This window comes from Streptomyces sp. NPDC088733 (genome assembly GCF_044751185.1).
In the GTDB taxonomy this organism is placed as follows: domain Bacteria; phylum Actinomycetota; class Actinomycetes; order Streptomycetales; family Streptomycetaceae; genus Actinacidiphila.
Genome location: NZ_JBIVLH010000010.1, coordinates 242,689 through 261,620, shown reverse-complemented (window position 1 = coordinate 261,620; position 18,932 = coordinate 242,689). Strand labels below are relative to the sequence as shown.

The 18,932-nt window shown below is 73.3% G+C and carries 17 protein-coding genes and 2 pseudogenes; 8 read left to right on the top strand and 11 right to left on the bottom strand.

The genetic code is table 11. The features are described 5' to 3' along the window. The first annotated feature begins 206 nt into the window (after nucleotides 1-206). Nucleotides 207-605: a helix-turn-helix transcriptional regulator gene (locus tag ACIP64_RS20840; protein WP_360905005.1), complete on the top strand. Its 399-nt coding sequence runs from the start codon at nucleotides 207-209 to the stop codon at nucleotides 603-605. Nucleotides 606-626: 21 nt separating this feature from the next. Here ACIP64_RS20840 and ACIP64_RS20835 read toward each other — a convergent pair whose 3' ends face one another. Continuing rightward, a complete protein-coding gene (locus ACIP64_RS20835) occupies nucleotides 627-1,805 on the bottom strand; it encodes an NAD-dependent formate dehydrogenase (RefSeq protein ID WP_401588706.1) in 1,179 nt (392 codons plus the stop codon). A 115-nt stretch (nucleotides 1,806-1,920) separates the two neighbouring features. Beyond that, the gene (locus ACIP64_RS20830; RefSeq protein WP_401588704.1) at nucleotides 1,921-2,865 is read right to left on the bottom strand and encodes a LysR substrate-binding domain-containing protein; all 945 of its coding nucleotides are present in this window, start codon (nucleotides 2,863-2,865) and stop codon (nucleotides 1,921-1,923) included. A 78-nt stretch (nucleotides 2,866-2,943) separates the two neighbouring features. On the opposite strand from ACIP64_RS20830, the gene ACIP64_RS20825 reads away from it, so the two are divergent. Then, nucleotides 2,944-3,360, top strand: coding sequence for a hypothetical protein (locus ACIP64_RS20825; protein ID WP_401588701.1), 417 nt, complete (start codon nucleotides 2,944-2,946; stop codon nucleotides 3,358-3,360). A gap of 95 nt (nucleotides 3,361-3,455) precedes the next feature. Then, entirely contained in the window at nucleotides 3,456-4,313 is an 858-nt protein-coding gene (locus ACIP64_RS20820) for a class II glutamine amidotransferase (RefSeq protein WP_401588699.1), read from the top strand. 43 nt (nucleotides 4,314-4,356) lie between these two features. Here ACIP64_RS20820 and ACIP64_RS20815 read toward each other — a convergent pair whose 3' ends face one another. Next, nucleotides 4,357-5,058 carry a Clp protease N-terminal domain-containing protein gene (locus ACIP64_RS20815; RefSeq protein ID WP_401588696.1) on the bottom strand — a complete coding sequence of 234 codons (702 nt, stop codon included), beginning with the start codon at nucleotides 5,056-5,058 and terminating at the stop codon, nucleotides 4,357-4,359. A gap of 196 nt (nucleotides 5,059-5,254) precedes the next feature. Between ACIP64_RS20815 and ACIP64_RS20810 the strand changes: the two genes are divergently transcribed. Continuing rightward, on the top strand, nucleotides 5,255-6,142 hold the full coding sequence (locus ACIP64_RS20810; RefSeq protein ID WP_401588694.1) for a hypothetical protein: 888 nt from the start codon (nucleotides 5,255-5,257) through the stop codon (nucleotides 6,140-6,142). 73 nt (nucleotides 6,143-6,215) lie between these two features. Beyond that, entirely contained in the window at nucleotides 6,216-7,226 is a 1,011-nt protein-coding gene (locus tag ACIP64_RS20805) for a trypsin-like serine peptidase (protein ID WP_401588692.1), read from the top strand. Nucleotides 7,227-7,247: 21 nt separating this feature from the next. Here ACIP64_RS20805 and ACIP64_RS20800 read toward each other — a convergent pair whose 3' ends face one another. The 8 genes and pseudogenes from ACIP64_RS20800 to ACIP64_RS20765 all read right to left on the bottom strand — a co-directional run bounded on the left by ACIP64_RS20800 (nucleotide 7,248) and on the right by ACIP64_RS20765 (nucleotide 14,517). After that, the gene (locus tag ACIP64_RS20800; RefSeq protein ID WP_401588689.1) at nucleotides 7,248-8,039 is read right to left on the bottom strand and encodes a maleylpyruvate isomerase family mycothiol-dependent enzyme; all 792 of its coding nucleotides are present in this window, start codon (nucleotides 8,037-8,039) and stop codon (nucleotides 7,248-7,250) included. A 113-nt stretch (nucleotides 8,040-8,152) separates the two neighbouring features. Further along, nucleotides 8,153-9,160, bottom strand: coding sequence for an ABC transporter permease (locus ACIP64_RS20795; RefSeq protein ID WP_401588686.1), 1,008 nt, complete (start codon nucleotides 9,158-9,160; stop codon nucleotides 8,153-8,155). Then, nucleotides 9,157-10,092 carry an ATP-binding cassette domain-containing protein gene (locus tag ACIP64_RS20790; RefSeq protein ID WP_401588684.1) on the bottom strand — a complete coding sequence of 312 codons (936 nt, stop codon included), beginning with the start codon at nucleotides 10,090-10,092 and terminating at the stop codon, nucleotides 9,157-9,159. Before ACIP64_RS20790 ends, ACIP64_RS20795 begins: the two co-directional genes overlap by 4 nt. After that, nucleotides 10,089-10,529 carry a GntR family transcriptional regulator gene (locus ACIP64_RS20785; protein WP_401588681.1) on the bottom strand — a complete coding sequence of 147 codons (441 nt, stop codon included), beginning with the start codon at nucleotides 10,527-10,529 and terminating at the stop codon, nucleotides 10,089-10,091. Before ACIP64_RS20785 ends, ACIP64_RS20790 begins: the two co-directional genes overlap by 4 nt. A gap of 179 nt (nucleotides 10,530-10,708) precedes the next feature. After that, nucleotides 10,709-11,011: pseudogene (locus ACIP64_RS20780) on the bottom strand (transglycosylase SLT domain-containing protein); the annotation flags it as partial. Between the two features lie 915 nt (nucleotides 11,012-11,926). Beyond that, nucleotides 11,927-12,736, bottom strand: coding sequence for a putative protein N(5)-glutamine methyltransferase (locus ACIP64_RS20775; RefSeq protein ID WP_401588678.1), 810 nt, complete (start codon nucleotides 12,734-12,736; stop codon nucleotides 11,927-11,929). 105 nt (nucleotides 12,737-12,841) lie between these two features. Further along, nucleotides 12,842-13,717 carry a hypothetical protein gene (locus ACIP64_RS20770; protein ID WP_401588676.1) on the bottom strand — a complete coding sequence of 292 codons (876 nt, stop codon included), beginning with the start codon at nucleotides 13,715-13,717 and terminating at the stop codon, nucleotides 12,842-12,844. Beyond that, nucleotides 13,714-14,517, bottom strand: a complete 804-nt coding sequence (locus tag ACIP64_RS20765; RefSeq protein ID WP_401588673.1) for a MerR family transcriptional regulator — start codon at nucleotides 14,515-14,517, stop codon at nucleotides 13,714-13,716. The genes ACIP64_RS20770 and ACIP64_RS20765 overlap by 4 nt, the downstream gene beginning before the upstream one ends. 387 nt (nucleotides 14,518-14,904) lie before the next feature. On the opposite strand from ACIP64_RS20765, the gene ACIP64_RS20760 reads away from it, so the two are divergent. From ACIP64_RS20760 to ACIP64_RS20750, 3 genes and pseudogenes are all read left to right on the top strand, one after another. Beyond that, a complete protein-coding gene (locus ACIP64_RS20760) occupies nucleotides 14,905-16,974 on the top strand; it encodes a putative Ig domain-containing protein (protein WP_401588670.1) in 2,070 nt (689 codons plus the stop codon). Nucleotides 16,975-17,067: 93 nt separating this feature from the next. Further along, a complete protein-coding gene (locus tag ACIP64_RS20755) occupies nucleotides 17,068-17,511 on the top strand; it encodes a hypothetical protein (protein WP_401588667.1) in 444 nt (147 codons plus the stop codon). Between the two features lie 255 nt (nucleotides 17,512-17,766). Next, nucleotides 17,767-18,932, top strand: a pseudogene (locus tag ACIP64_RS20750) (Ig-like domain repeat protein); the annotation flags it as partial.

Here is an 18,932-nt window from a genome sequence, read left to right as displayed (position 1 = left end):
ACACCGCGCGACCCGGCCGCACCGCGCCGCCCAGGGCGCCAACCGCCGCCAGACCCGTGGGCAGTTCCTCGCGAGCCCGCCGACCCGGGCGGGCTCGGGCGGGCATCCACCGCCCGCGGTACGCGCCGGACGCACCGGCGGCGGCGCCACGGCTCCGGGGTGGAGGGCGGGATATCGTCGGGCCGAGGCGAGAGGAATCCGACGACATGCCCTCCTACACCATCGGCCAGGCAGCCCGGCTGCTCGGCGTCAGCCCCGACACCGCGCGCCGGTGGGCCGACGCCGGGCGGGTCGCCACGCACCGCGACGAGGGCGGCCGCCGGCTCATCGACGGCCGCGACCTCGCCGCGTTCTCGGTGGAGCTCGCCCGCACCGGGGGAGGCGGTGAGGACGAGGTGGGGCACACCTCGGTCCGCAACGCCTTCCCCGGCATCGTCATCGCCGTGAAGCTGGGGGACGTCGCGGCCCAGGTGGAGATCCAGGCCGGCCCGCACCGGCTGGTCTCCCTGCTCACCCGCGAGGCCGTGGAGGAACTCGGCCTGGAGGTCGGCATGGAGGCCACCGCCCGCGTGAAGTCCACCAACGTGCACATCGACACGGTCTGACGGGGCCCGGGCCGGCCCCTGTCAGGAGGAGCTGCCCGCCGAGGCGTTCGTCGAGTACGAGTGCGCGCCGGTCCCGGCCAGCGCGCCGCCGTCGACGATCAGGTACTCGTCGCGGATCGGCTTGCCGTCGAACCAGGACTCCAGGATCTCCCGGGTGCCGGCGGCGTACCGGGCCTGCGCCGACAGCGAGGAACCCGAGATGTGCGGGGTCATGCCGTGGTGCGGCATGGTCCGCCAGGGGTGGTCGGCCGGCGCGGGCTGCGGGTACCAGACGTCGCCCGCGTACCCGGCCAGCTGGCCGCTGCGCAGCGCCCGGTCGATGGCGTCGCGGTCGGCGATCCGGGCCCGCGCGGTGTTGATCAGGTACGCGCCGCGCTTCATGGTGCCGAGCAGCTCGTCCCCGAACAGGCCCTCGGTCTCCGGGTGCAGCGGCGCGTTGATGGTGACGACGTCGCAGTGCGGCACCATCGAGGCCGTGTCCGCGTGCCAGGTCAGGCCGAGCTCGCGCTCGGTCTCCTCCGGGAGCCGGTGCCGGTCGGTGTAGTGCAGCTTGACGTCGAAGGGCGCCAGCCGGCGCAGCACCGCGAGCCCGATGCGGCCGGCCGCGACCGTGCCGACGTGCATGCCCTCCAGGTCGTAGCTGCGGGCCACGCAGTCCGCGATGTTCCAGCCGCCGTCCAGCACCACCTTGTAGGAGGGCAGGTAGTTGCGGACCAGGGACAGCGTCATCATCACCACGTGCTCGGCGACGCTGATGCTGTTGCAGTAGGTCACCTCGGCGACGGTCACCCCGTGCGCGATCGCCGCGTCCAGGTCGACGTGGTCCGAGCCGATGCCCGCGGTGACCGCCAGCTTGAGGTTCTTGGCGGCGGCGATGCGCTCGGGGGTGAGGTAGGCGGGCCAGAAGGGCTGCGAGATCACGACGTCGGCGTCCGGCAGCTCGCGGTCGAAGACCGACCCGTCGCCGTCCTTGTCGGAGGTGACCACCAGCGTGTGGCCCCGGCTCTCCAGGAAGCGGCGCAGGCCGAGCTCACCGGTGACGCTGCCGAGCAGATGGCCGGGGGTGAAGTCGGTGTCCTGCGGGGTGGGCGTGGTCTGGCCGCCGGGGTAGTGGTCGATGCGCGGCAGGTCGTCGCGGGCGTACGTGGTCGGGTATCCGTCGGTCGGGTCGTCGTACAGGACGCAGAGCACCTTGGCCATGATCGCGGCTCCTCAATACCGTTGCCGGAAGGTGCCTTTCACGATCCTCGCCCGAGATTCCGCAGGTCAAAGCGATTGTGGCTATGCCGGGATAGCCGACTCCTATCACCGGCGGTCACGGCCGCCGCAGGTGGCTGCGGAGCAGTTCGTCCAGCGCGTCCCGCACCCCCGCCTCACGTGCCACCTCCAGCAGCGCCCCGCCGAGCACGGACCCCGGCTCGTGGTCCGCGACGACCAGCCCCACCCGCGGCCCCCGCGCCGGGCCCCGCAGCGGCAGCACCCGCATGCCGTCGGGCACCCCGAACATGTGCAGCCAGGCGTGCGAGATGACGCTCGACCAGCGGCCGCCCGCCAGGTGCGCGTACAGGCCGGCCACCGTGTCGGACTCCACCGCCGGGTCCGCCGACACCCCCTCGGCGGCGAAACACCCGTCGATGATCCGGCGGTTGCGCATCCGCGGCGCCAGCAGGCACAGCGGCAGCGTCGCGACCTGCGCCCAGCTCACCTTCTCCGCCGGCTCCGGGCCGAGGACGGCGCCGGCGCCGTCCGCGGGCGTCAGCAGCACGTAACGCTCCTCGTACAGCGGGAACTTGCGGACGTGGACGAGCGCGTCGTCGTCCAGGTACGTCATCGCCACATCGAGCTCGAAGTCGGCCAGCCGGCGTGTTATGTCCCCCGAGGACAGCGACTCCAGGCTCACCCGCGCCCGCGGGTGCCGGGCGCAGAAGGGCGTGGTCAGCAGCGACGCGGAGGTCAGCGCGGTGGGGATCGCGCCCATCCGCAGCGTGCCGCTCAACCCGCCGCGCATCTCCGACAGTTCCTGCCGCAGCGCGTCCCGCTCCGCCAGGATGCGGTGCCCCCAGGCCAGCACCCGTTCCCCCTCGGGGGTCAGGCCCTCGAAGCGGCGGCCGCGCATCACGATCGGCACCCCGAGTTCGTGCTCCAGTTTCCGTATCGCCGCGGACAGCGAGGGCTGGGAGACGTAGCAGGCCTGCGCGGCGCGGGCGAAGTGCCGTTCGCGGGCGAGCGCGACCAGGTACTCCAGTTGACGAAGCAGCATGCAGCGGAGCCTACGGACCGGGCGGCCCCGGGGGCTCCCCCCGCGGCGGATCCGGACCGCTGACATACCATCCGCCGCATGGGGAGAACACAGAACGCACTGCTCGGCGGTGCGGTGGGGGTCGCGGCGCTGGCACTGGCCGCGGGCGGCTACGTCCTGGGGGCGTCGGAGGACAGCGCCGCCGAGGAACGAGCGGCGTCCTGCGCCGACGCGCGGCAGGCGTTCACGACGCTGACCGCGCAGGTGCGCTCGGCGCAGCACCGGGAGAACGGGGGGTCCGACGCGGACTACGCCCAGTGGCACGGCTTCGAGCAGGGCCGTATCCGCATCCTGTTCACCGCGGTCGCGCAGAACCCGGCGTGCTTCGACACCGTCACACGCGCGACGGCGACCGTCCTCGCGGGCGGCCCGAAGGCAGGGGACGAGGCGCAGTGGGACGTGGCGCTGTGCACGATCATCGGCACCAAGGACGAGGACTGCGCCGTCACCGAATGAGCCGCCACGGGCCCTCGGCCTGCGGCGGGGCCCGCGGAGGGGTAAAGAGGTATAAGGAGGGAAAGAGGGGACACCCGGGGAAGAGGGTGGTGCTGATGTGCCGGTGGCTGGCCTACACGGGCACGCCGATGCTGCTCGACAACATTCTGTACAAGCCCCAGCACTCTCTGATCGACCAGAGCCTGCACTCCCGCATGGGTGTCGAGACGACCAACGGCGACGGCTTCGGCATCGGCTGGTACTCCCCCGGACTGGAGACCCCGGGGATCATCCGCGACACCGGCCCGGCCTGGAACAACCGCAATCTGCGGGAGATCGCGCACCACGTCACCTCGCCGACCTTCTTCGCCCACGTACGGGCCTCCACGGGCACCGCGATCCAGCAGACCAACTGCCATCCCTTCCGGGTGGGCCGCTGGCTGTGGATGCACAACGGCGCGATCACCGACTTCCACCGGCTGCGCCGCGACCTGTCGCTCGCCATCGACCCCGCGCTGTTCTCCCGGCTGGAGGGGTCCACCGACTCCGAGGTGATGTTCCTGCTCGCCCTCAGCATGGGCCTGGACCAGGACGCGCCGGCCGCCGTCGCGCGCATGGTGGGCCTCGTCGAGGAGGTCGGCCGCAGGCACGGGGTGGAGTTCCCCATGCAGATGACCGTGGCCACGACCGACGGCCAACGGCTGTGGGCGTTCCGCTACTCCAGCGAGGGCCGTTCGCGCTCGCTGTTCTACAGCAGCCGCGTGAAGTCCCTGGAGGAACTGCACCCCGACCTGTGGTGGCTGCACGACGTCTCGCCGTCGACCCGGCTGATCGTCTCCGAACCCCTGGGGGACCTGCCGGACGCCTGGCACGAGATGCCGGAGAGCACGTACGGCGTCGTCCAGCCGGGCCGCGACGAACTGCTGCCCTTCGTCCCGCTGCCGTGCGACCCGCGCGACACCGCCCTGGTCTGACGTCGCGCGGGCGGCGGCCTGCGGCAGGGCGAAGCCGCACAGGCTAGTTGCCGCGGGCGGCGGCGGCCGCCGCGACCATCTCGGTGACGGCGGTCTCCGTCGTGAACTTGTCGATGCCGAGGGAGGTGAGCGGGCCGGTGCCGTCCTCGAGTTCGAGGAGGGCGAGCAGGATGTGCTCGGTGCCGATGTAGTTGTGGCCGAGGCGCAGCGCCTGGCGGAAGGTGAGTTCGAGGGCCTTGCGGGAGCGGAGGTCGTAGGGGACGACCTCGGGGACGGCCTCGCCGGCGGCGGGGGGCAGCGCGGCGGTGAGGTGTTCGCGGACGGCGGGGAGGGGGTGGCCCTGCGCGGTGAAGACGCGGGCGGCGATGCCCTCCGGTTCGGAGAGCAGGCCGAGGGCGAGGTGCTCGGGGGTGATCTCGGCGTGGCCGGCGGTGCGGGCCTCGGTGTGGGCGGCCATGACGGTGCTGCGCGCGCGGGGTGTGAAGCGGCTGAAGCCCTGGCTGGGGTCGAGGTCGGGGACGAAGCGCTTCTGGGCGGCCTGCTTGGTGACGCCCATGCTCTTGCCGATGTCGGTCCAGGAGGCTCCGGAGCGGCGGGCCTGGTCGACGAAGTGGCCGATGAGGTGGTCGGCCACCTCTCCGAGGTGCTCCGCGGCGAGGACCGCGTCGGAGAGCTGGTCGAGCGCGTCGGGGTGGGCCTTCTTGATGGCCTCGATCAGGTCGTCGAGGCGGATGGGTTGCGTCATGCGTCAACGGTAGGTTGACGCATCGCATGCGTCAACCTGAAGTTGACGATTGCATCCGGCCGATCCGGGAATCGTCACGGTCGCGTCTCGGCGCGATCACGTCCGAACCGGTCGGGAACGCCGTCCGTGGCAGGGGTGTGCAACCGCCCCGGGGACGCCGGGGCGCCGACCGAACCGATACCCCGGGGGTACTCAGATGTTCCGCACTCGCGCCACCGCGCTCGCCTCCCTCGCCGCCGCGAGCCTGCTCCTGCTGTCGGCCTGCAGCAGCGGGGCCACCACCCCGTCGAGCGCGCCGACCGCCGGCGCCGCCGACCTGTCCTTCCGCACCGGCACGGCTCAGCAGAACAACGCACAGCCGAACACCGGCGACCTCGCGCCGGGTGCCGCCCCCGCCGCGGCCGCGCGGAAGCCGGTGGCCCGCACATGGGTGCAGTTGTCGGCCGGCAGGGCCGGGGCGCTGGACCCGGTGGTGCTCAACGGTGCCGGTTTCACGCTCTACCGCTTCGACAACGACTCGGCGAATCCGTCGAGGTCGACCTGCTTCGACGCCTGCGCGAGCACGTGGCCGCCCTACCTGGTCGCCAAGGGCGGCAAGGTCTTCATCGACGGCATCCGGAAGTCGGCGATCGGCTTCATCCCGCGCGACGGTGCCTTCCAGGTGACGATCGGCGGCTGGCCGGTCTACCTCTTCAGCAAGGACACCAAGCCCGGCGACACCAACGGGCAGGGCGTCGGCGGCACCTGGTTCGGCGTCACCCCGGACGGGCAGAAGGCCGGCCAGACCGCGGGCGGCGGCCAGAACGGTCAGAACGGCGGCCAGAACAACGGCGCGAGCCCCTCGGTCGCGCCCGCGACCAGCGCCACGTTCTTCGACACCGCGAACTTCGCCGACCCGGCCGAGGGCATCACCGGCCCGGGCTGCCGGCCGGTCCGCTTCTCCGGCTCCCTGCAGATCAGCGGCTTCGCCAAGATCTGGGACGGCCCCGACTGCACCGGCAACTCGCTGGTCGTGCAGGGCAACGTCAACGACCTGGCGGCGATCGGCTTCCCGGCAGTGAAGTCCGTCCGCTTCTTCAACTGACCGACGCCCCGCGGCCTTCGGGGCGGAAGCCTCCGCCCCGGACGTGCCCCTCCGTACCCGAGGAACCACGACGATGCGCACCGTACCCCGGCGTCCGTGGACCGGCGTCTGCCTGACGGTCCTGCTCGCCCTGGCCGCCGTGACCGGCTGCTCCGGCCCGGCACGGCAGGCGCTGCCCGGCTTCTCCAACCCCTTTGTCCCCGGCCTGTGGACAACGGAGCGGATGGCCGGGGCCGCCGCGGCGGACCCCCGCGTGCCCGCCGGCCTCGGCGCCGACGCGGGCGGGACCGACCCGGAACCGGCGCCCGTCGCGGCCGTGCCCGAGCGCACGCCGTACCGCGCCTCCGCTCCCGTGCTGGGCAGGGTCTTCTTCGACACCCCCCAGGGGCCGGCCGTCTGCTCCGGCACCGCGGTCGAGGACCCGGCCCGCCCGGGCCGGTCCGGACTGGTGTGGACGGCGGGGCACTGCGTGCACGGCGGTGCCGGGGGCACCTGGTACCGCAACATCGTCTTCGTGCCCTCGTACAACGACCGGGGTCTGCTCGGCGGCGACCGGGCGGCCGCCGGGGCGGACGTGATCGCGCCCTTCGGGATGTGGTGGGCGGACCGGGCCGCGACCTCCGCGGAGTGGACCGCCGAGGGTGCCGCCAGCGGCGGCGCCGGTTCACCGGGCGACTACGCGGTGCTGCACGTGAGCATGCCGGGCCGCGGCGCGTCCCTCCAGGAGACGACCGGTGCGGCCGCTCCCGTCTGGTTCGACGCCCCGCCGACGGCCGCCGTCCCCGCGATGAAGGCCTGGGGCTACCCGGCGGCCGCGCCCTTCGACGGGGAGCGGCTGTTCTCCTGCCAGGACCGTCCCGGACGGCTGTCGCTCCGCGCCGACCGGGCGTCGCTCTACCGCATCGGGTGCACGATGACCGCCGGCGCCTCCGGCGGCGGCTGGTTCGCCGAGCGGCCCGACGGCACGCTCGCGCTCGTCAGCGACACCTCCATCGGCCCGCCGGCTGCCACGTGGATCGCCGGCCCGCGCCTCGGCGCGGAGGCGCGGTCGGTGTACGAGTCGGTCGCCGCGGGCGCGGGCTGAACGGTCCCGGGGCACCGCGCCTCAGGGCGCGGTGAACAGCGACGGGAAGCCCGGCGCGAGCCACGGCCTGCGCCCCCAGGCGAGGATCTTGCCGCGGGCCATGGCGCCGGTGGCGGTGCGGCGGCCGAGCGCGATGAGCAGGAACGTCACGGGCTCGGCGACGATCGTCACATCGGGGCGGCCCGGGAGTTCCGGCGTGACCCGCGCCGCGCCGTCGGTGAAGGTGACGGCGAAGCGGGAGCCGCCGCGGACCCGCAGGTCGTAGCAGGCGGAGTGGCCGGCGGCCGCGGCGCTGAGGACGCGGGGCATCGCGGCCATGACGAACGGCACGGTCGCCTCCACAGCCGCCGCGTCGACCATGTGCGGGCGGCGCAGCGCGGCGGCGATGTCCCAGCCGTGGCCGAGCATGTGCGCCACCAGGTAGGACCCGAGGGTGGCCAGGTCCATCGGGCCGAGCGGGGTGACGACGGGCCGGTCCGCCGGGCGGACGGCCGCGGCGTCGGCGAACGCCTCGGCGTGCCGCACGATGCCCTCGGCCAGCACGGCCGGGTCGCGCTCGGTGAACACCTCGAGCGAGGCCGCGTTGGCGGCCGCGAGGCTGCCGGCGGTGCCGTCGCCGTAGGGCCGCTCGTGGCCCTCCGCGAGCGCCGCCATCAGCTCGTTGGCCAGCATCAGGTGTGCCGCCGCCTCGCCCACGGTCCACTGCGCCCCGGGGATGCGTACGGCAGGGTCCGCGCCGGAACGGAGCAGTTCGGCGATCCGCCCGGCGGTGGCGTGGACGGCTGCGGTGACCTGCGGAGCGGCGGATGTCATGGAGGAGAAGGGTGGCCGAGGCGGGTCTGCCTGTAAAGACCCGTGACGCGCCCCGGACCCGGACCCCGCCCTGGTGAGGGGCGCGAGCCGGGTCCGGGGGACACCGTGCGGGATCAGACCAGTCGCCTGCGGCCCCGGACGACGACGACCGCGACGACGACGGCGGTGAGGCCGAACAGGATGCCCGCGCCGAGCCACTGCATCGACGACAGCTGCGAGATGGGCAGGTACTTCGTCGACCAGCCGACCACGTCCGCCTTGCGCAGGCAGACCTCGATGGCCTTCTCGTTCGCCTCGTGGGCGCAGGTGCTCCAGCCCATCAGCTTGCCGGACCCGGTGATGTAGTTGGAGTCGATCTCGTACGCGCCCGCCGGCAGCGTGGGGGACTGGCCCGGCAGGCCCGCGGCGTGGTGGGTGGTCGCGTTGATCGGGGAACCCAGGTTCATCCGGGACAGGCTCCAGGCGACCTCCACGGCGATCGAGACGAAGAAGGTCACCACCATCGCCGTCAGCGTGCGCCGCGCCAGCATGCCGACGAGGACGCCCAGGGCGACGAGGAAGAGGGTGAGCGCCACCGCGACCGGACCGGTGGTGTTGAAGTAGGTGCCCTCGGTCCAGCCCGCCTGGTTCTTCACCGGAGCCCACCACCAGGTGTACGCGGCCGAGATCAGCGCGGTGCCGGCGACCAGGAGGACCCCGGTGATGACGAGCTTGGTGCCGATCCACCGCACCCGGCTCACGGACTGCGCGGCGACGAGCTTCGCGGTGCCGTTCTCCAGGTCGGGGGCGAGCAGGGGGGCGCCGACGAAAACGGCGAGGAGTACGGGGACGCAGCTGAGTGTCAGGCCCGCCTGGGTCAGTTGCTGGGAGTAGGCGTTGAAGCCATGGGCCCACTCGTCGCCCTTCAGGTGGGGCCAGCCGTACTGCGCGAGGTAGTCCGTCAGCCGGGACCGCTGCCACGCGACACCGGCCAGGCAGGCCAGGGTCAGGGCGACCAGGGTCCAGTACGCGGCGCGGTGCTGCCGCCACACCAGCCAGGTCATGCCGCTCAGGTGCGGGCGGCGCGGGCTCTTCGCGGCCGGGGCCGCGACGGGGGTCCTGGGGTCGGTCACGGTGCTCATGCCGCCACCGCCACGCGGGCCGTGGGGCTGATCAGCGCGGGCGCCCCGGGGTTGCGCAGGTAGGCGAGCAGGAGTTCCTCCAGGTTCGGGGTGTCGGTCTGCCACGGGGCGCCGACCGGACCGTCGGGACGTATGAGGGCGGTGAACTGCCGCCCGTTGACGCGGGACTCGACGAAGGTGTGCCGCTCCAGGCCGGCCGGCAGGCCCTGCCCGCCGTCGGCGACACCGGTCAGCAGGGCGTGGGCGGACAGCAGTTCGTCCACGTCGCCGGCGAGGCGCAGCCCGCCGCCCGCGATGACCATGAGGTAGTCGCAGATGCTGCCCAGCTCGGCGAGCATGTGCGAGGACATCAGGACGGTCGTGCCGTGCTCGGCGACCTCGGCCATCAGCAGGCTCATCATCTCGTGACGTACCAGCGGGTCCAGGTCGGACAGCGGCTCGTCGAGCAGCAGCAGGTCGGGGCGCTTGCCGAACGCGACGGCGAAGGCGACACGGGTGCGCTGGCCGCCCGACAGGGTGCCGACCCGGGCGCTCATCGGCACGTTTCCGGCGCGCACGATGCCCTCGGCGGCGGCCTGGTCCCAGCCGGGGTTCAGCTCGCGGCCCATGCGCAGCGTCTCGGCGACGGTGAAGCGCCGGTACAGCGGCTTCTCCTGGGCGAGGAAGGCGACCCGGCGGCCGGCCTCGGCCGACTCAGGGGCCGCGCCGAACACCCGCAGCGTGCCGGAGCTCGGCTCCAGCAGGTTGGCGGCGATGCTCATCAGCGTCGTCTTGCCCGCTCCGTTGGGTCCCACCAGACCGCAGATCCGGCCGGCCGGCAGCCGGAAGGAGCAGTCCTGCAGCGCCCAGCCGCGCCGGTACTTCTTCCCGACGCCGAAGGCCTCGATCGCCGACTCCTCCGGTGGTCCCGGAAGGTCCATGCCGTCACTCATCCGTGCTTCCCGCTTTCCGTGTTCCCGTGCGTTTCCGCGCCCGCGGCGGCCGCCAGGGGTTCCGCGTACCGCTGCTCCAGTACCGATGTGACCAGGGCGGTCACGTCGTCCCGCTCCAGACCCGCGGCACGGGCCCGGAGCATCCACGCGTCGAGCTCGCCGCGCAGCGGCGAGTCCGGCCCGGCCTGCGGGCGGGCCAGGGACCGGCGGACGAACGTCCCCAGACCCGGCCGGGGCTCGACGAGCCCCTCCCGCTCCAGCTCGCGATAGGCCTTCAGCGTCGTGTTGGGGTTGACCGCACTGCTCTCCGCGACCTCTTTGGCCGTCGGCAGCCGGTCCCCGGGCACCAGCACACCGAGCCGCAGCGCCTGCTTGGTCTGCTGGACGATCTGCTGGTAGGCGGCGACGCCGCTCCGCCGGTCGATGCGGAACTCCACGTTCCCAGCACCACCATTCCACTACTTGATTAGTGGAACGATGATGCGCCGGGCCCGCGGCGGTGTCAAGCACGGACCCGGCGCCCGGTGCGGAAGCACAAAAAAGAGCGCCCCCCGGCAGTGGCACTGCCGGGGGCACTCTTCACGGGGACGCTGCGTGGGCGCTGTCGCGCGCGGCCTCAGTAGGCCGAGTTGACGTTGTCGATCGAGCCGTAGCGGTGCGCCGCGTAGTTGCAGGCCGCGGTGATGTTGGCGACCGGGTCGTAGATGTTGTGCGAGGTTCCGGGCACGTGGTACGTGTTGAACGTCGGGTCGATGACCTGCATGAGGCCCTTCGACGGGATGCCCTTGGCGGCGTTGCTGTCCCAGTTGTTGATCGCCTGGGGGTTGCCGGAGGACTCGCGCATCAGGTTCTTGTAGATGCCGTTGTACGTGCCCGGGATGCCGTTCTTGTGCATGACCTCCAGCGCCTGGTTGATCCAGGAGTTGACGGAGCCGGAGTGCGTCGGAGCGGCGGAAGCGGTGGGGGCCATGGCCACACCACCGGCGACGACGGCGGCGCTGGCGGCGACGACACCGAGGGACATCTTCTTGGCCTTGGCGGCGGAGGCGAACTTCGTCATGGCGGAGATCTGCATTCGTTTCTTTCCTTTTCCGTGGGGTACGCCATGAATTGTTGGCCCAATTCCTGACGGGGGTCAATGCCCCCCATTACGACCGCGATTAGTAGCCGCCTCAGGGTCCAAAGTCCCGCCGCCCAGTCACCGGACGGGAATTGGGGGCCGCCGACTACTAAGAACCCCGGACTGTGGCGTGCGCCATATCTGCCACGTCACACGCGAACCCGCACAAATCGCCCCTTGAGTGACCGGCGCCACGTGGCCCCGGTCACATATTTCGCCCCGATGTCGCGCTGCGCGCCCACTCGGTGGCACTGCGTGGCCCGTCCTGGACGGCACGAGCGCGCCGCGGGCTCCGCGCGCCGGGGAACGCCGCCCTGATGTGGGGGTGAGACCCCGGGCTGACGTGCGCGAACGTGCCGAGGGGCCGCCGTCCCGGCACCCGCATGCCGGGGCGGCGGCCCCTCGCCATCACCCCGCGCCCGCGCCGGGACCGGCCCGGGGACACCCCCCTTACGCGCGCATGCGCGGGCGCGCGGGCGCGGCAGAAAGAGGAAGCACGGAACCCGGACGGAAGGGGGCGCGGATTCCCCTCCGCCCGGGCAGGAGACTTTCCCTTCCGGGCGCCAGGACTTTCCACTCCAAGGGCCGGGACTTTCTCCCTCTCACGCTTTCCCGCGTTATTGCTTTCTGCCTTTCAGCGCCCGGGCCTTTCGGTGGCATGCCGACGGGACTTTGGTCCCGTCGCACCGTGGGACTTTTCTCCGACGGCCCTTGTCATTCCCGGGCGGCGGTCCCGACGATCACCGTGGCGTGCCATTCCCCGGAAACCGCGACGCGCGCCCGCAGACCGGCCCCGGTGACGGCGGCGACCGCCGCCGGGGCCTGCCGCTCCCCGGTCTCGAAGAGGAGGTGGCCGCCGGGCCCCAGCCAGTCGGGGGCGCCGGCGATGACACGGCGGAGGATGTCGAGGCCGTCCGGGCCGCCGTCGAGGGCGGTGCGCGGTTCGTGGTCGCGGGCCTCGGCGGGGAGCAACCCCACCGCGTCGGTGGGGACGTACGGGGCGTTGGCGACGAGGACGTCGACGCGGCCGCGCAGCCGCGCCGGCAGCGGCTCGTACAGGTCGCCCTCGTGGACGGTGCCGCCCGCGGCGGCGAGGTTGCGGCGGGCGCAGGCCACAGCGGCGGGGTCGATGTCGGCGGCGTGCAGCCGCGGCCGTTCCACCTCGGCGGCCAGCGCGGCGCCCACCGCGCCGGACCCGCAGCACAGGTCGACGACGACCGCGCCGGGGCGGGCCAGGCGAGCGGCCTCGCCGGCGAGGAACTCGGTACGGCGCCGCGGTACGAAGACACCGGGGTCGACGGCGATGCGCAGACCGCGGAACTCGGCCCAGCCGACGACCTGTTCTATGGGGAAGCCGGCCGCGCGGCGCTCGACCATGACGGCGAGTTCGGCGGGGCCGCCGGCGGCGGAGAGGAGCAGGCGCGCCTCGTCCTCGGCGAAGACGCAGCCGGCGGCGCGCAGCGCGGCGACGACGGCCTCGGGGTCGACCGGGGCGGGGGGCACGGAAGGAGGCAATGCGGGCATGAGGGCCTTTCGGGATGCCGAAGGGCGCTCCCGCGGTCTCCTATGCCGGGAGGGCAGCGGAGCCGTACGGGGGGAGCACCCAACCTGACGTGGCGGTAATGGGTCTCACCTCCTCGGTCCGTCCACTGCTGGCGACGTCACGTTACCCGAAGCCCCGCGCCCCGCCCAGCCCAGGGCGGCGACGGCGGCCCGCGGGTCGTCGGCGTGGAAGCGCAGCACGCGGGCCCGGGCCGGGGCGCCCAGCGGGCGCAGGAAGGCGACCGGTTCGGTGAGCTCGACGGTCACCGTGGTCTGGCCCCCGACGATCAGGTCGGCCGTGCCGTCGCCGGCGAGCGTCACCAGCCGTCCGTCGGGGAAGCGCCGGTCGACGCGGGCGGTCGCTATGCGGTCCGCGGGGACGCGGATGTCGACGAGCGCGCCGTACCGCACGCGCAGCGAGCCGTCCGCCCCGACGACGTGCGGGCGGACCACGCAGGCGGCGTGCAGGGCCAGGACGAAGAAGCAGCCCCACAGGTCGAGGACGAGGGTGACGGCGTGCACGGCGGGCCAGGGGATGATCAGCGCGAGCAGCACGGTCTCGACGACGGAGACGAAGAGGAAGCCGCACATCGTCGCCGCCTGCGCCCCGCTGTACGGCACCGCCGTGTCGCCCTCGCCCACGCCGTGCCGCGGCCGCCGTGCGATCCACCGCATGAGGCTCGCCGCCAGGGCGAGTTCGTGGCGGACCAGCCGCCGTACGGGCACCGGCACCGCGTCCCGTACGGCCGCCCGCAGCGCGGCCGGGCGCGACAGGCCCCGGCGCCGCGCCTGCCGGTGGGCCCGGACCAGGCGCGGCAGCCGCCACGCGGCCACGGCGACCGTGCACAGCTGCGTGCCCCGGAGCACCGGCGGCGGCACGGGCACGCCGGCCAGCAGGCACGCGGCGAGAACGGCCTCCGCCGCGACGAGCAGGCCGAGGGCCCAGCCGCGGACGGCCCTCACCGGGCACGCTCGCGCAGCAGCCGGATCGCCTGCCGTACGGCCTCGGCCTGGGCGGGGGCGTGGTCGTCGAGGAACGCGGCGACGAAGCCGTCCTGCTCTGCGGCTGCCACCACGTCGTCCTCGCCGGTCGCGGCCAGCGCGGCGACGATCTCGTCGGGCACGGCGTCGGCGATGGCCCGTGCCGTCTCGCCGACCCTCGGGTCGTCGACGGGGGCCCCGGCCAGTTCGTCCATGAGCGCGTAGACGGCGTACGCGCGGCGCATCGCGTCGGGGCCGGTGTCCATGGACCGCACCAGGCCGGTCAGCCAGCCCCGGGTCTGCGGGGAGGCCGCCGTCTCCAGGAGGGCGAGCAGTTCGCGTTCCTTCGCCGCCATCGCGGGCTCGGGTCCGGGCAGGTCCGCGGTGACGCGGGCCATGTCGGCGAAGAGCGCGGCGAGTTCGGGGGAGACGGGCCCTTCCGCGGGCAGCCCGCCGCTCTCGGCGCGGCGCAGCAGTTCCGCCAGGCGGGCGCGTCGGCCGCGGATGGCCTCCTCCTGGCGGGCGAGGTCGGCGTCGAGTCCGGCGAGGACTTCGGCGAGGTCCTTGCCGGCGTCGTCGGCGAGCACGTCCCTGATCTCGTCCAGGGCGAGGCCGAGTTCGGCCAGGCGGCGGACGCGGGCGAGCTCGACGGCGTCGCGCAGCCCGTAGTCGCGGTAGCCGTTGACGCGGCGCGCGGGCTCGGGGAGCAGTCCGATGCGGTGGTAGTGCCGGACCGTGCGGGTGCTGACCCCGGCGAGGGCGGCGAGTTCTCCGATGCGCATGGGGCCAGTAGAGACCTTGACGTTGCGACAAGGTCAAGGCGGGCGCGGCCACAGCGGGGCGTACAGGGGAAACCCTACGGAAATCGGGCCGCACCGAGGGAGGTAGAGGGGTCCCGTCTCGGTCCGGGCAAACGCCCCTCAAGCGGCGGTAAAGATCTTCGTCCCGTGCTGTTCGGCGGTGGCGGCCCTGCAATAGCTTCGGCGCGTCACCCGTCATCACCGTACGCAGCCGCAGCACAGGGGTGGTCTACGCGTGTCGAAATGACATGCGCATGACTGTCAGGCACACATGCCCGCACACCCCGCGGCCGCCCAGGAACCGCGCCACCCGCGCCACCCGCACCGCGCCGTGACACCCCCACTCCCGGCACTCGACGGAGGCACCTCGTGCACCTCTCCACGCACCGACTGAGACGATCGGTCGCCGCGGCCCTGCCAGCGCTCGCCCTGGCCGTCGGCGGCCTGCTGGCCGCCGGCCCCGCGGCCCACGCCGCCGCGCCCCCCGCCCCCCACACCGCATCGGCCCGCGACACCCAGAACGCCCGGGCCCTGCAGTCCCCGCAGGCCCAGACGGTGCACTCCACCGGTACGGCAGGCGCCCACGTGCCGACGCAGCACCTGTGCGCCGCCCCGGCGGCCGGCCACGTCAGCTGCCTCGCCCAGCGCCGCACCGACATCGCCATGAAGCGCGACAACACGCTGTCGCCGCAGGCCACCCCGTCCGGCCTCGGCCCGGCCAACCTGCACAGCGCCTACAACCTGCCGTCGACCGGCGGTTCCGGCCTCACCGTGGCCATCGTCGACGCCTACGACGACCCCAACGCCGCCACCGACCTTGCCACCTACCGCTCCCAGTACGGGCTGTCGGCCTGCACCGTCGCCAACGGCTGCTTCAAGAAGGTCGGCCAGACCGGCAGCACCACCAACCTGCCGAGCCCCGACAGCGGCTGGGCCGGTGAGATAGCCCTCGACCTCGACATGGTCAGCGCCGCCTGCCCGAGCTGCAACATCCTGCTCGTCGAGGCGAACTCCGCGAGCATGCAGGACCTCGGCACGGCCGTGAACGAGGCCGTCGCGCTCGGCGCGAAGTTCGTCTCCAACAGCTACGGCGGCGACGAGGAGTCCGCCGACCCGTCGTACGACAGCGCCTACTTCAACCACCCGGGCGTCGCCATCACCGTCTCCGCGGGCGACGCGGGCTACGGCGCCGAGTACCCGGCGGCCTCCCGCTACGTGACCGCCGTCGGCGGCACCTCGCTGAACACGTCCTCCACCACCCGCGGCTGGACCGAGAAGGTCTGGGGCACGACCTCGGGCGGCGACGGCACCGGCTCCGGCTGCTCCGCGTACGACACCAAGCCGACCTGGCAGACCGACACCGGCTGCTCCCGGCGCACCGTCGCCGACGTCTCCGCGGTGGCCGACCCCGCCACCGGCGTCGCGGTGTACGACACCTACGGCGGCTCCGGCTGGGCGGTCTACGGCGGCACCAGCGCCTCCTCCCCGCTCATCGCGGGCGTCTACGCGCTGGGCGGCGCCCCGGCCGCGGGCAGCAACCCGGCGTCGTACCCCTACGCCCACACCGCCAACCTCTGGGACGTGACCACCGGCGCCAACGGCAGCTGCTCCAGCTCCTACCTGTGCACCGCCAAGACCGGCTACGACGGCCCGACCGGCCTCGGCACCCCGAACGGCGTCACCGCCTTCACCAACGGCACCAGCAGCGGCAACACGGTCACCGTCACCAACCCGGGCAGCCAGTCCGGCACCGTCGGCACCGCCCGCAGCCTGCAGATCTCGGCCACCGACAGCGCGGGCGCCGCGCTCACCTACAGTGCGAGCGGCCTGCCCGCCGGGCTGTCCGTGAACGCCTCGACCGGTCTGGTCTCCGGCACCCCGACCACCGCCGGCACCTACCAGACCACCGTCACCGCCTCCGACTCCACCGGCGCCTCCGGCTCGGCCTCCTTCGGCTGGACCATCGCGCCGGCCGGCGGCGGCACCTGCACGGCCGGCCAGCTGCTGGCCAACCCCGGCTTCGAGTCGGGCGCCACCGGCTGGACCGCCTCCAGCGGTGTCATCACCAATGACTCCGGCGAGGCCGCGCACGGCGGCTCGTACAAGGCCTGGATGGACGGCTACGGCTCCACCCACACCGACACGCTCACCCAGTCGGTGACCGTCCCGAGCGGCTGCCGGGCCACCCTCACCTTCTGGCTGCACATCGACACCGCCGAGACCACCACGACCTCGGCCTACGACAAGCTCACGGTCACGGCCGGGTCCACCACCCTGGCCACGTACTCCAACCTCAACAAGGCCACCGGGTACGCGCAGAAGAGCTTCGACCTGTCCTCCTTCGCCGGCTCCACCGTCACCCTGAAGTTCACCGGCACCGAGGACTCCTCCCTCCAGACGAGTTTCGTGGTCGACGACACCGCCCTGACCACGAGCTGAGCCCTTTCCTCCCCGCGTGGGGTCCCGGTCGCCGCGAGGCGGCCGGGACCCTTTTGCGTCCGGGACACGTCACAGAGAAAAGGAGGTCCACCCATGCACCGACTGCACGGTCCGGCATTCCTCACCGCGGCGGCCGTCGCCGCGCTCGTGCTCACCGCCTGCGGCGGCACCGCCCAGCAGCCGGGCGACGGCCCGGCCACCGGCGTGAAACCGTGCCCCACCCGGCTCGACCTGACCGCCGCCGACACCGGCCGCACCCTGTGCGTGAGCACCGGCGCCACGGTCCGCGTGACGCTCGACGGCACCGCCGACCGCCCCTGGTCCCCCGTCACCCTCAAGGGCGGCGCCCTGCGCGCCGGCAACGCCGGCATCGGCGCCCCCCGCGGGGACGCCATCGCCGCCTACCGCGCGGCCGCCCCCGGCACGGCCCGCCTCACCGCCACCCGCCCCCTGTGCGCCCAGCCCACCGCCCCGGACCGGGTAGCCTGCCTGGGCCTCCAGGAGTGGACCGTCACCGTGCGGGTCGCCCAGGGCTGAAATCACCGACCCCGCACAATGGTTGTACGGAGCGGGACATCGAATCGGGCACGGATTCCCCATGGCCCGGCGAAACCGTGGTCAGACCTCGGTGTGGACCGTCCGGGAAGAAGATCGCTGCCGGAAGCGTGACATAGCGTTGCCCCTTGCCGCCGCCGAAGGCGCGCCGGGCCGTTCTCCGCGCCCGCGCCCCGCGGCGCGCCCACACGTCGCCGGAAGTTCTCCGGCGACGGACGTCCGCCTGGGGGGACCAGCTTGCGCACCCGTCATCTCGCGGGCGGGACGGCCCTGTCCGTCCTGCTCGCCACCGCATCACTGCTCGGCGTCACGGCCACGCCGGCCGCCGCCGACAGCGACATCGCTCTGCCCATCAGCTCGTACTCGGACATGGTCGTGGACGGGCTCCACCAGAGGGTCTTCATCAGCAGCAGTGCCAACAGCAAGATCGTCGTGACCGACTACCACGGCACGGTGGTCGGCACGATCCAGTCGGAGCCGGGCGCGGCCGGGCTCGTGCTGTCGGCGGACTCCGCGACGCTGTACGTCGCCGTCCCGGACGGCGACGCGATCTCCGCGATCGACACGGCCACGCTCAAGGAGACCGCCCGCTACCCCATCGGCGCCGGAACCGCCCCGCGGTACCTGGCCATGAACCGCGACACGATCTGGTTCGGGTACGGCGACGCCATGCACGGCAACCTCGGCTCCCTGGACCTCGATCCCGGCACGCCCACCGACGACCCTGCCGGAACGCCGGGTTCCGCCGGCACCGTCACCGCCGACGGCGCCGTGGTCACACTCGGCCAGGGCGGCGGGCACTCGTGGTACTCCGCCCCGATGGTCGCCTCCTCCCCCGGGAACCCGGACGCGCTCGCGGCCGGCGCACCCGACCAGAGCCCGATCGAGCTCCAGGTCTACGACGTGTCCTCCGGGCACGCCGAGTCCAAGGCGTACCGCTTCGGCCCGAACAACGCGTCGAACCTGCAGGACCTCACCGTCACCCCGGACGGCACGCAGATCCTCGCCGCCAGCGGCGCCCCGTACTTCCAGCAGGTCTACCGGACCTCCGACCTGTCCAGCGACGGCCGCTACACCACCAACCCGTACCCGAACTCGGTGGCCGTGGCGCCCGACGGCACGGTCGCGGCGGGCATCTTCGGCTGGTACCAGCCGGACGTCTACATCTTCAGGCCGCAGGTGGACGAGCCGGTCCGCACCTACGAGTTCCCCAACACCGGCCACAGCAGCGGCTCCGACACACTGGCCCCGGGCGGCCTGGCCTGGACGCCGGACGCCGGCCGGTTGTTCGCCGTGTCGTCGAACGACGCCGGCGTGTACTCCCTGCGCGTGCTGCAGGACCCGACCAAGGCCGCGACCAGGCTCACGGTGGACGCCCCGGCCACCGCCGTCCCCGGCGACGA

Excerpts from the sequence above, each read along its gene's own strand:
- ACIP64_RS20840 (WP_360905005.1), top strand. The coding sequence starts at position 207 with ATGCCCTCCTACACCATCGGCCAGGCAGCCCGGCTGCTCGGCGTCAGC.
- ACIP64_RS20835 (WP_401588706.1), bottom strand. The coding sequence starts at position 1,805 with ATGGCCAAGGTGCTCTGCGTCCTGTACGACGACCCGACCGACGGATAC.
- ACIP64_RS20830 (WP_401588704.1), bottom strand. The coding sequence starts at position 2,865 with ATGCTGCTTCGTCAACTGGAGTACCTGGTCGCGCTCGCCCGCGAACGG.
- ACIP64_RS20825 (WP_401588701.1), top strand. The coding sequence starts at position 2,944 with ATGGGGAGAACACAGAACGCACTGCTCGGCGGTGCGGTGGGGGTCGCG.
- ACIP64_RS20820 (WP_401588699.1), top strand. The coding sequence starts at position 3,456 with ATGTGCCGGTGGCTGGCCTACACGGGCACGCCGATGCTGCTCGACAAC.
- ACIP64_RS20815 (WP_401588696.1), bottom strand. The coding sequence starts at position 5,058 with ATGACGCAACCCATCCGCCTCGACGACCTGATCGAGGCCATCAAGAAG.
- ACIP64_RS20810 (WP_401588694.1), top strand. The coding sequence starts at position 5,255 with ATGTTCCGCACTCGCGCCACCGCGCTCGCCTCCCTCGCCGCCGCGAGC.
- ACIP64_RS20805 (WP_401588692.1), top strand. The coding sequence starts at position 6,216 with ATGCGCACCGTACCCCGGCGTCCGTGGACCGGCGTCTGCCTGACGGTC.
- ACIP64_RS20800 (WP_401588689.1), bottom strand. The coding sequence starts at position 8,039 with ATGACATCCGCCGCTCCGCAGGTCACCGCAGCCGTCCACGCCACCGCC.
- ACIP64_RS20795 (WP_401588686.1), bottom strand. The coding sequence starts at position 9,160 with ATGAGCACCGTGACCGACCCCAGGACCCCCGTCGCGGCCCCGGCCGCG.
- ACIP64_RS20790 (WP_401588684.1), bottom strand. The coding sequence starts at position 10,092 with ATGAGTGACGGCATGGACCTTCCGGGACCACCGGAGGAGTCGGCGATC.
- ACIP64_RS20775 (WP_401588678.1), bottom strand. The coding sequence starts at position 12,736 with ATGCCCGCATTGCCTCCTTCCGTGCCCCCCGCCCCGGTCGACCCCGAG.
- ACIP64_RS20765 (WP_401588673.1), bottom strand. The coding sequence starts at position 14,517 with ATGCGCATCGGAGAACTCGCCGCCCTCGCCGGGGTCAGCACCCGCACG.
- ACIP64_RS20755 (WP_401588667.1), top strand. The coding sequence starts at position 17,068 with ATGCACCGACTGCACGGTCCGGCATTCCTCACCGCGGCGGCCGTCGCC.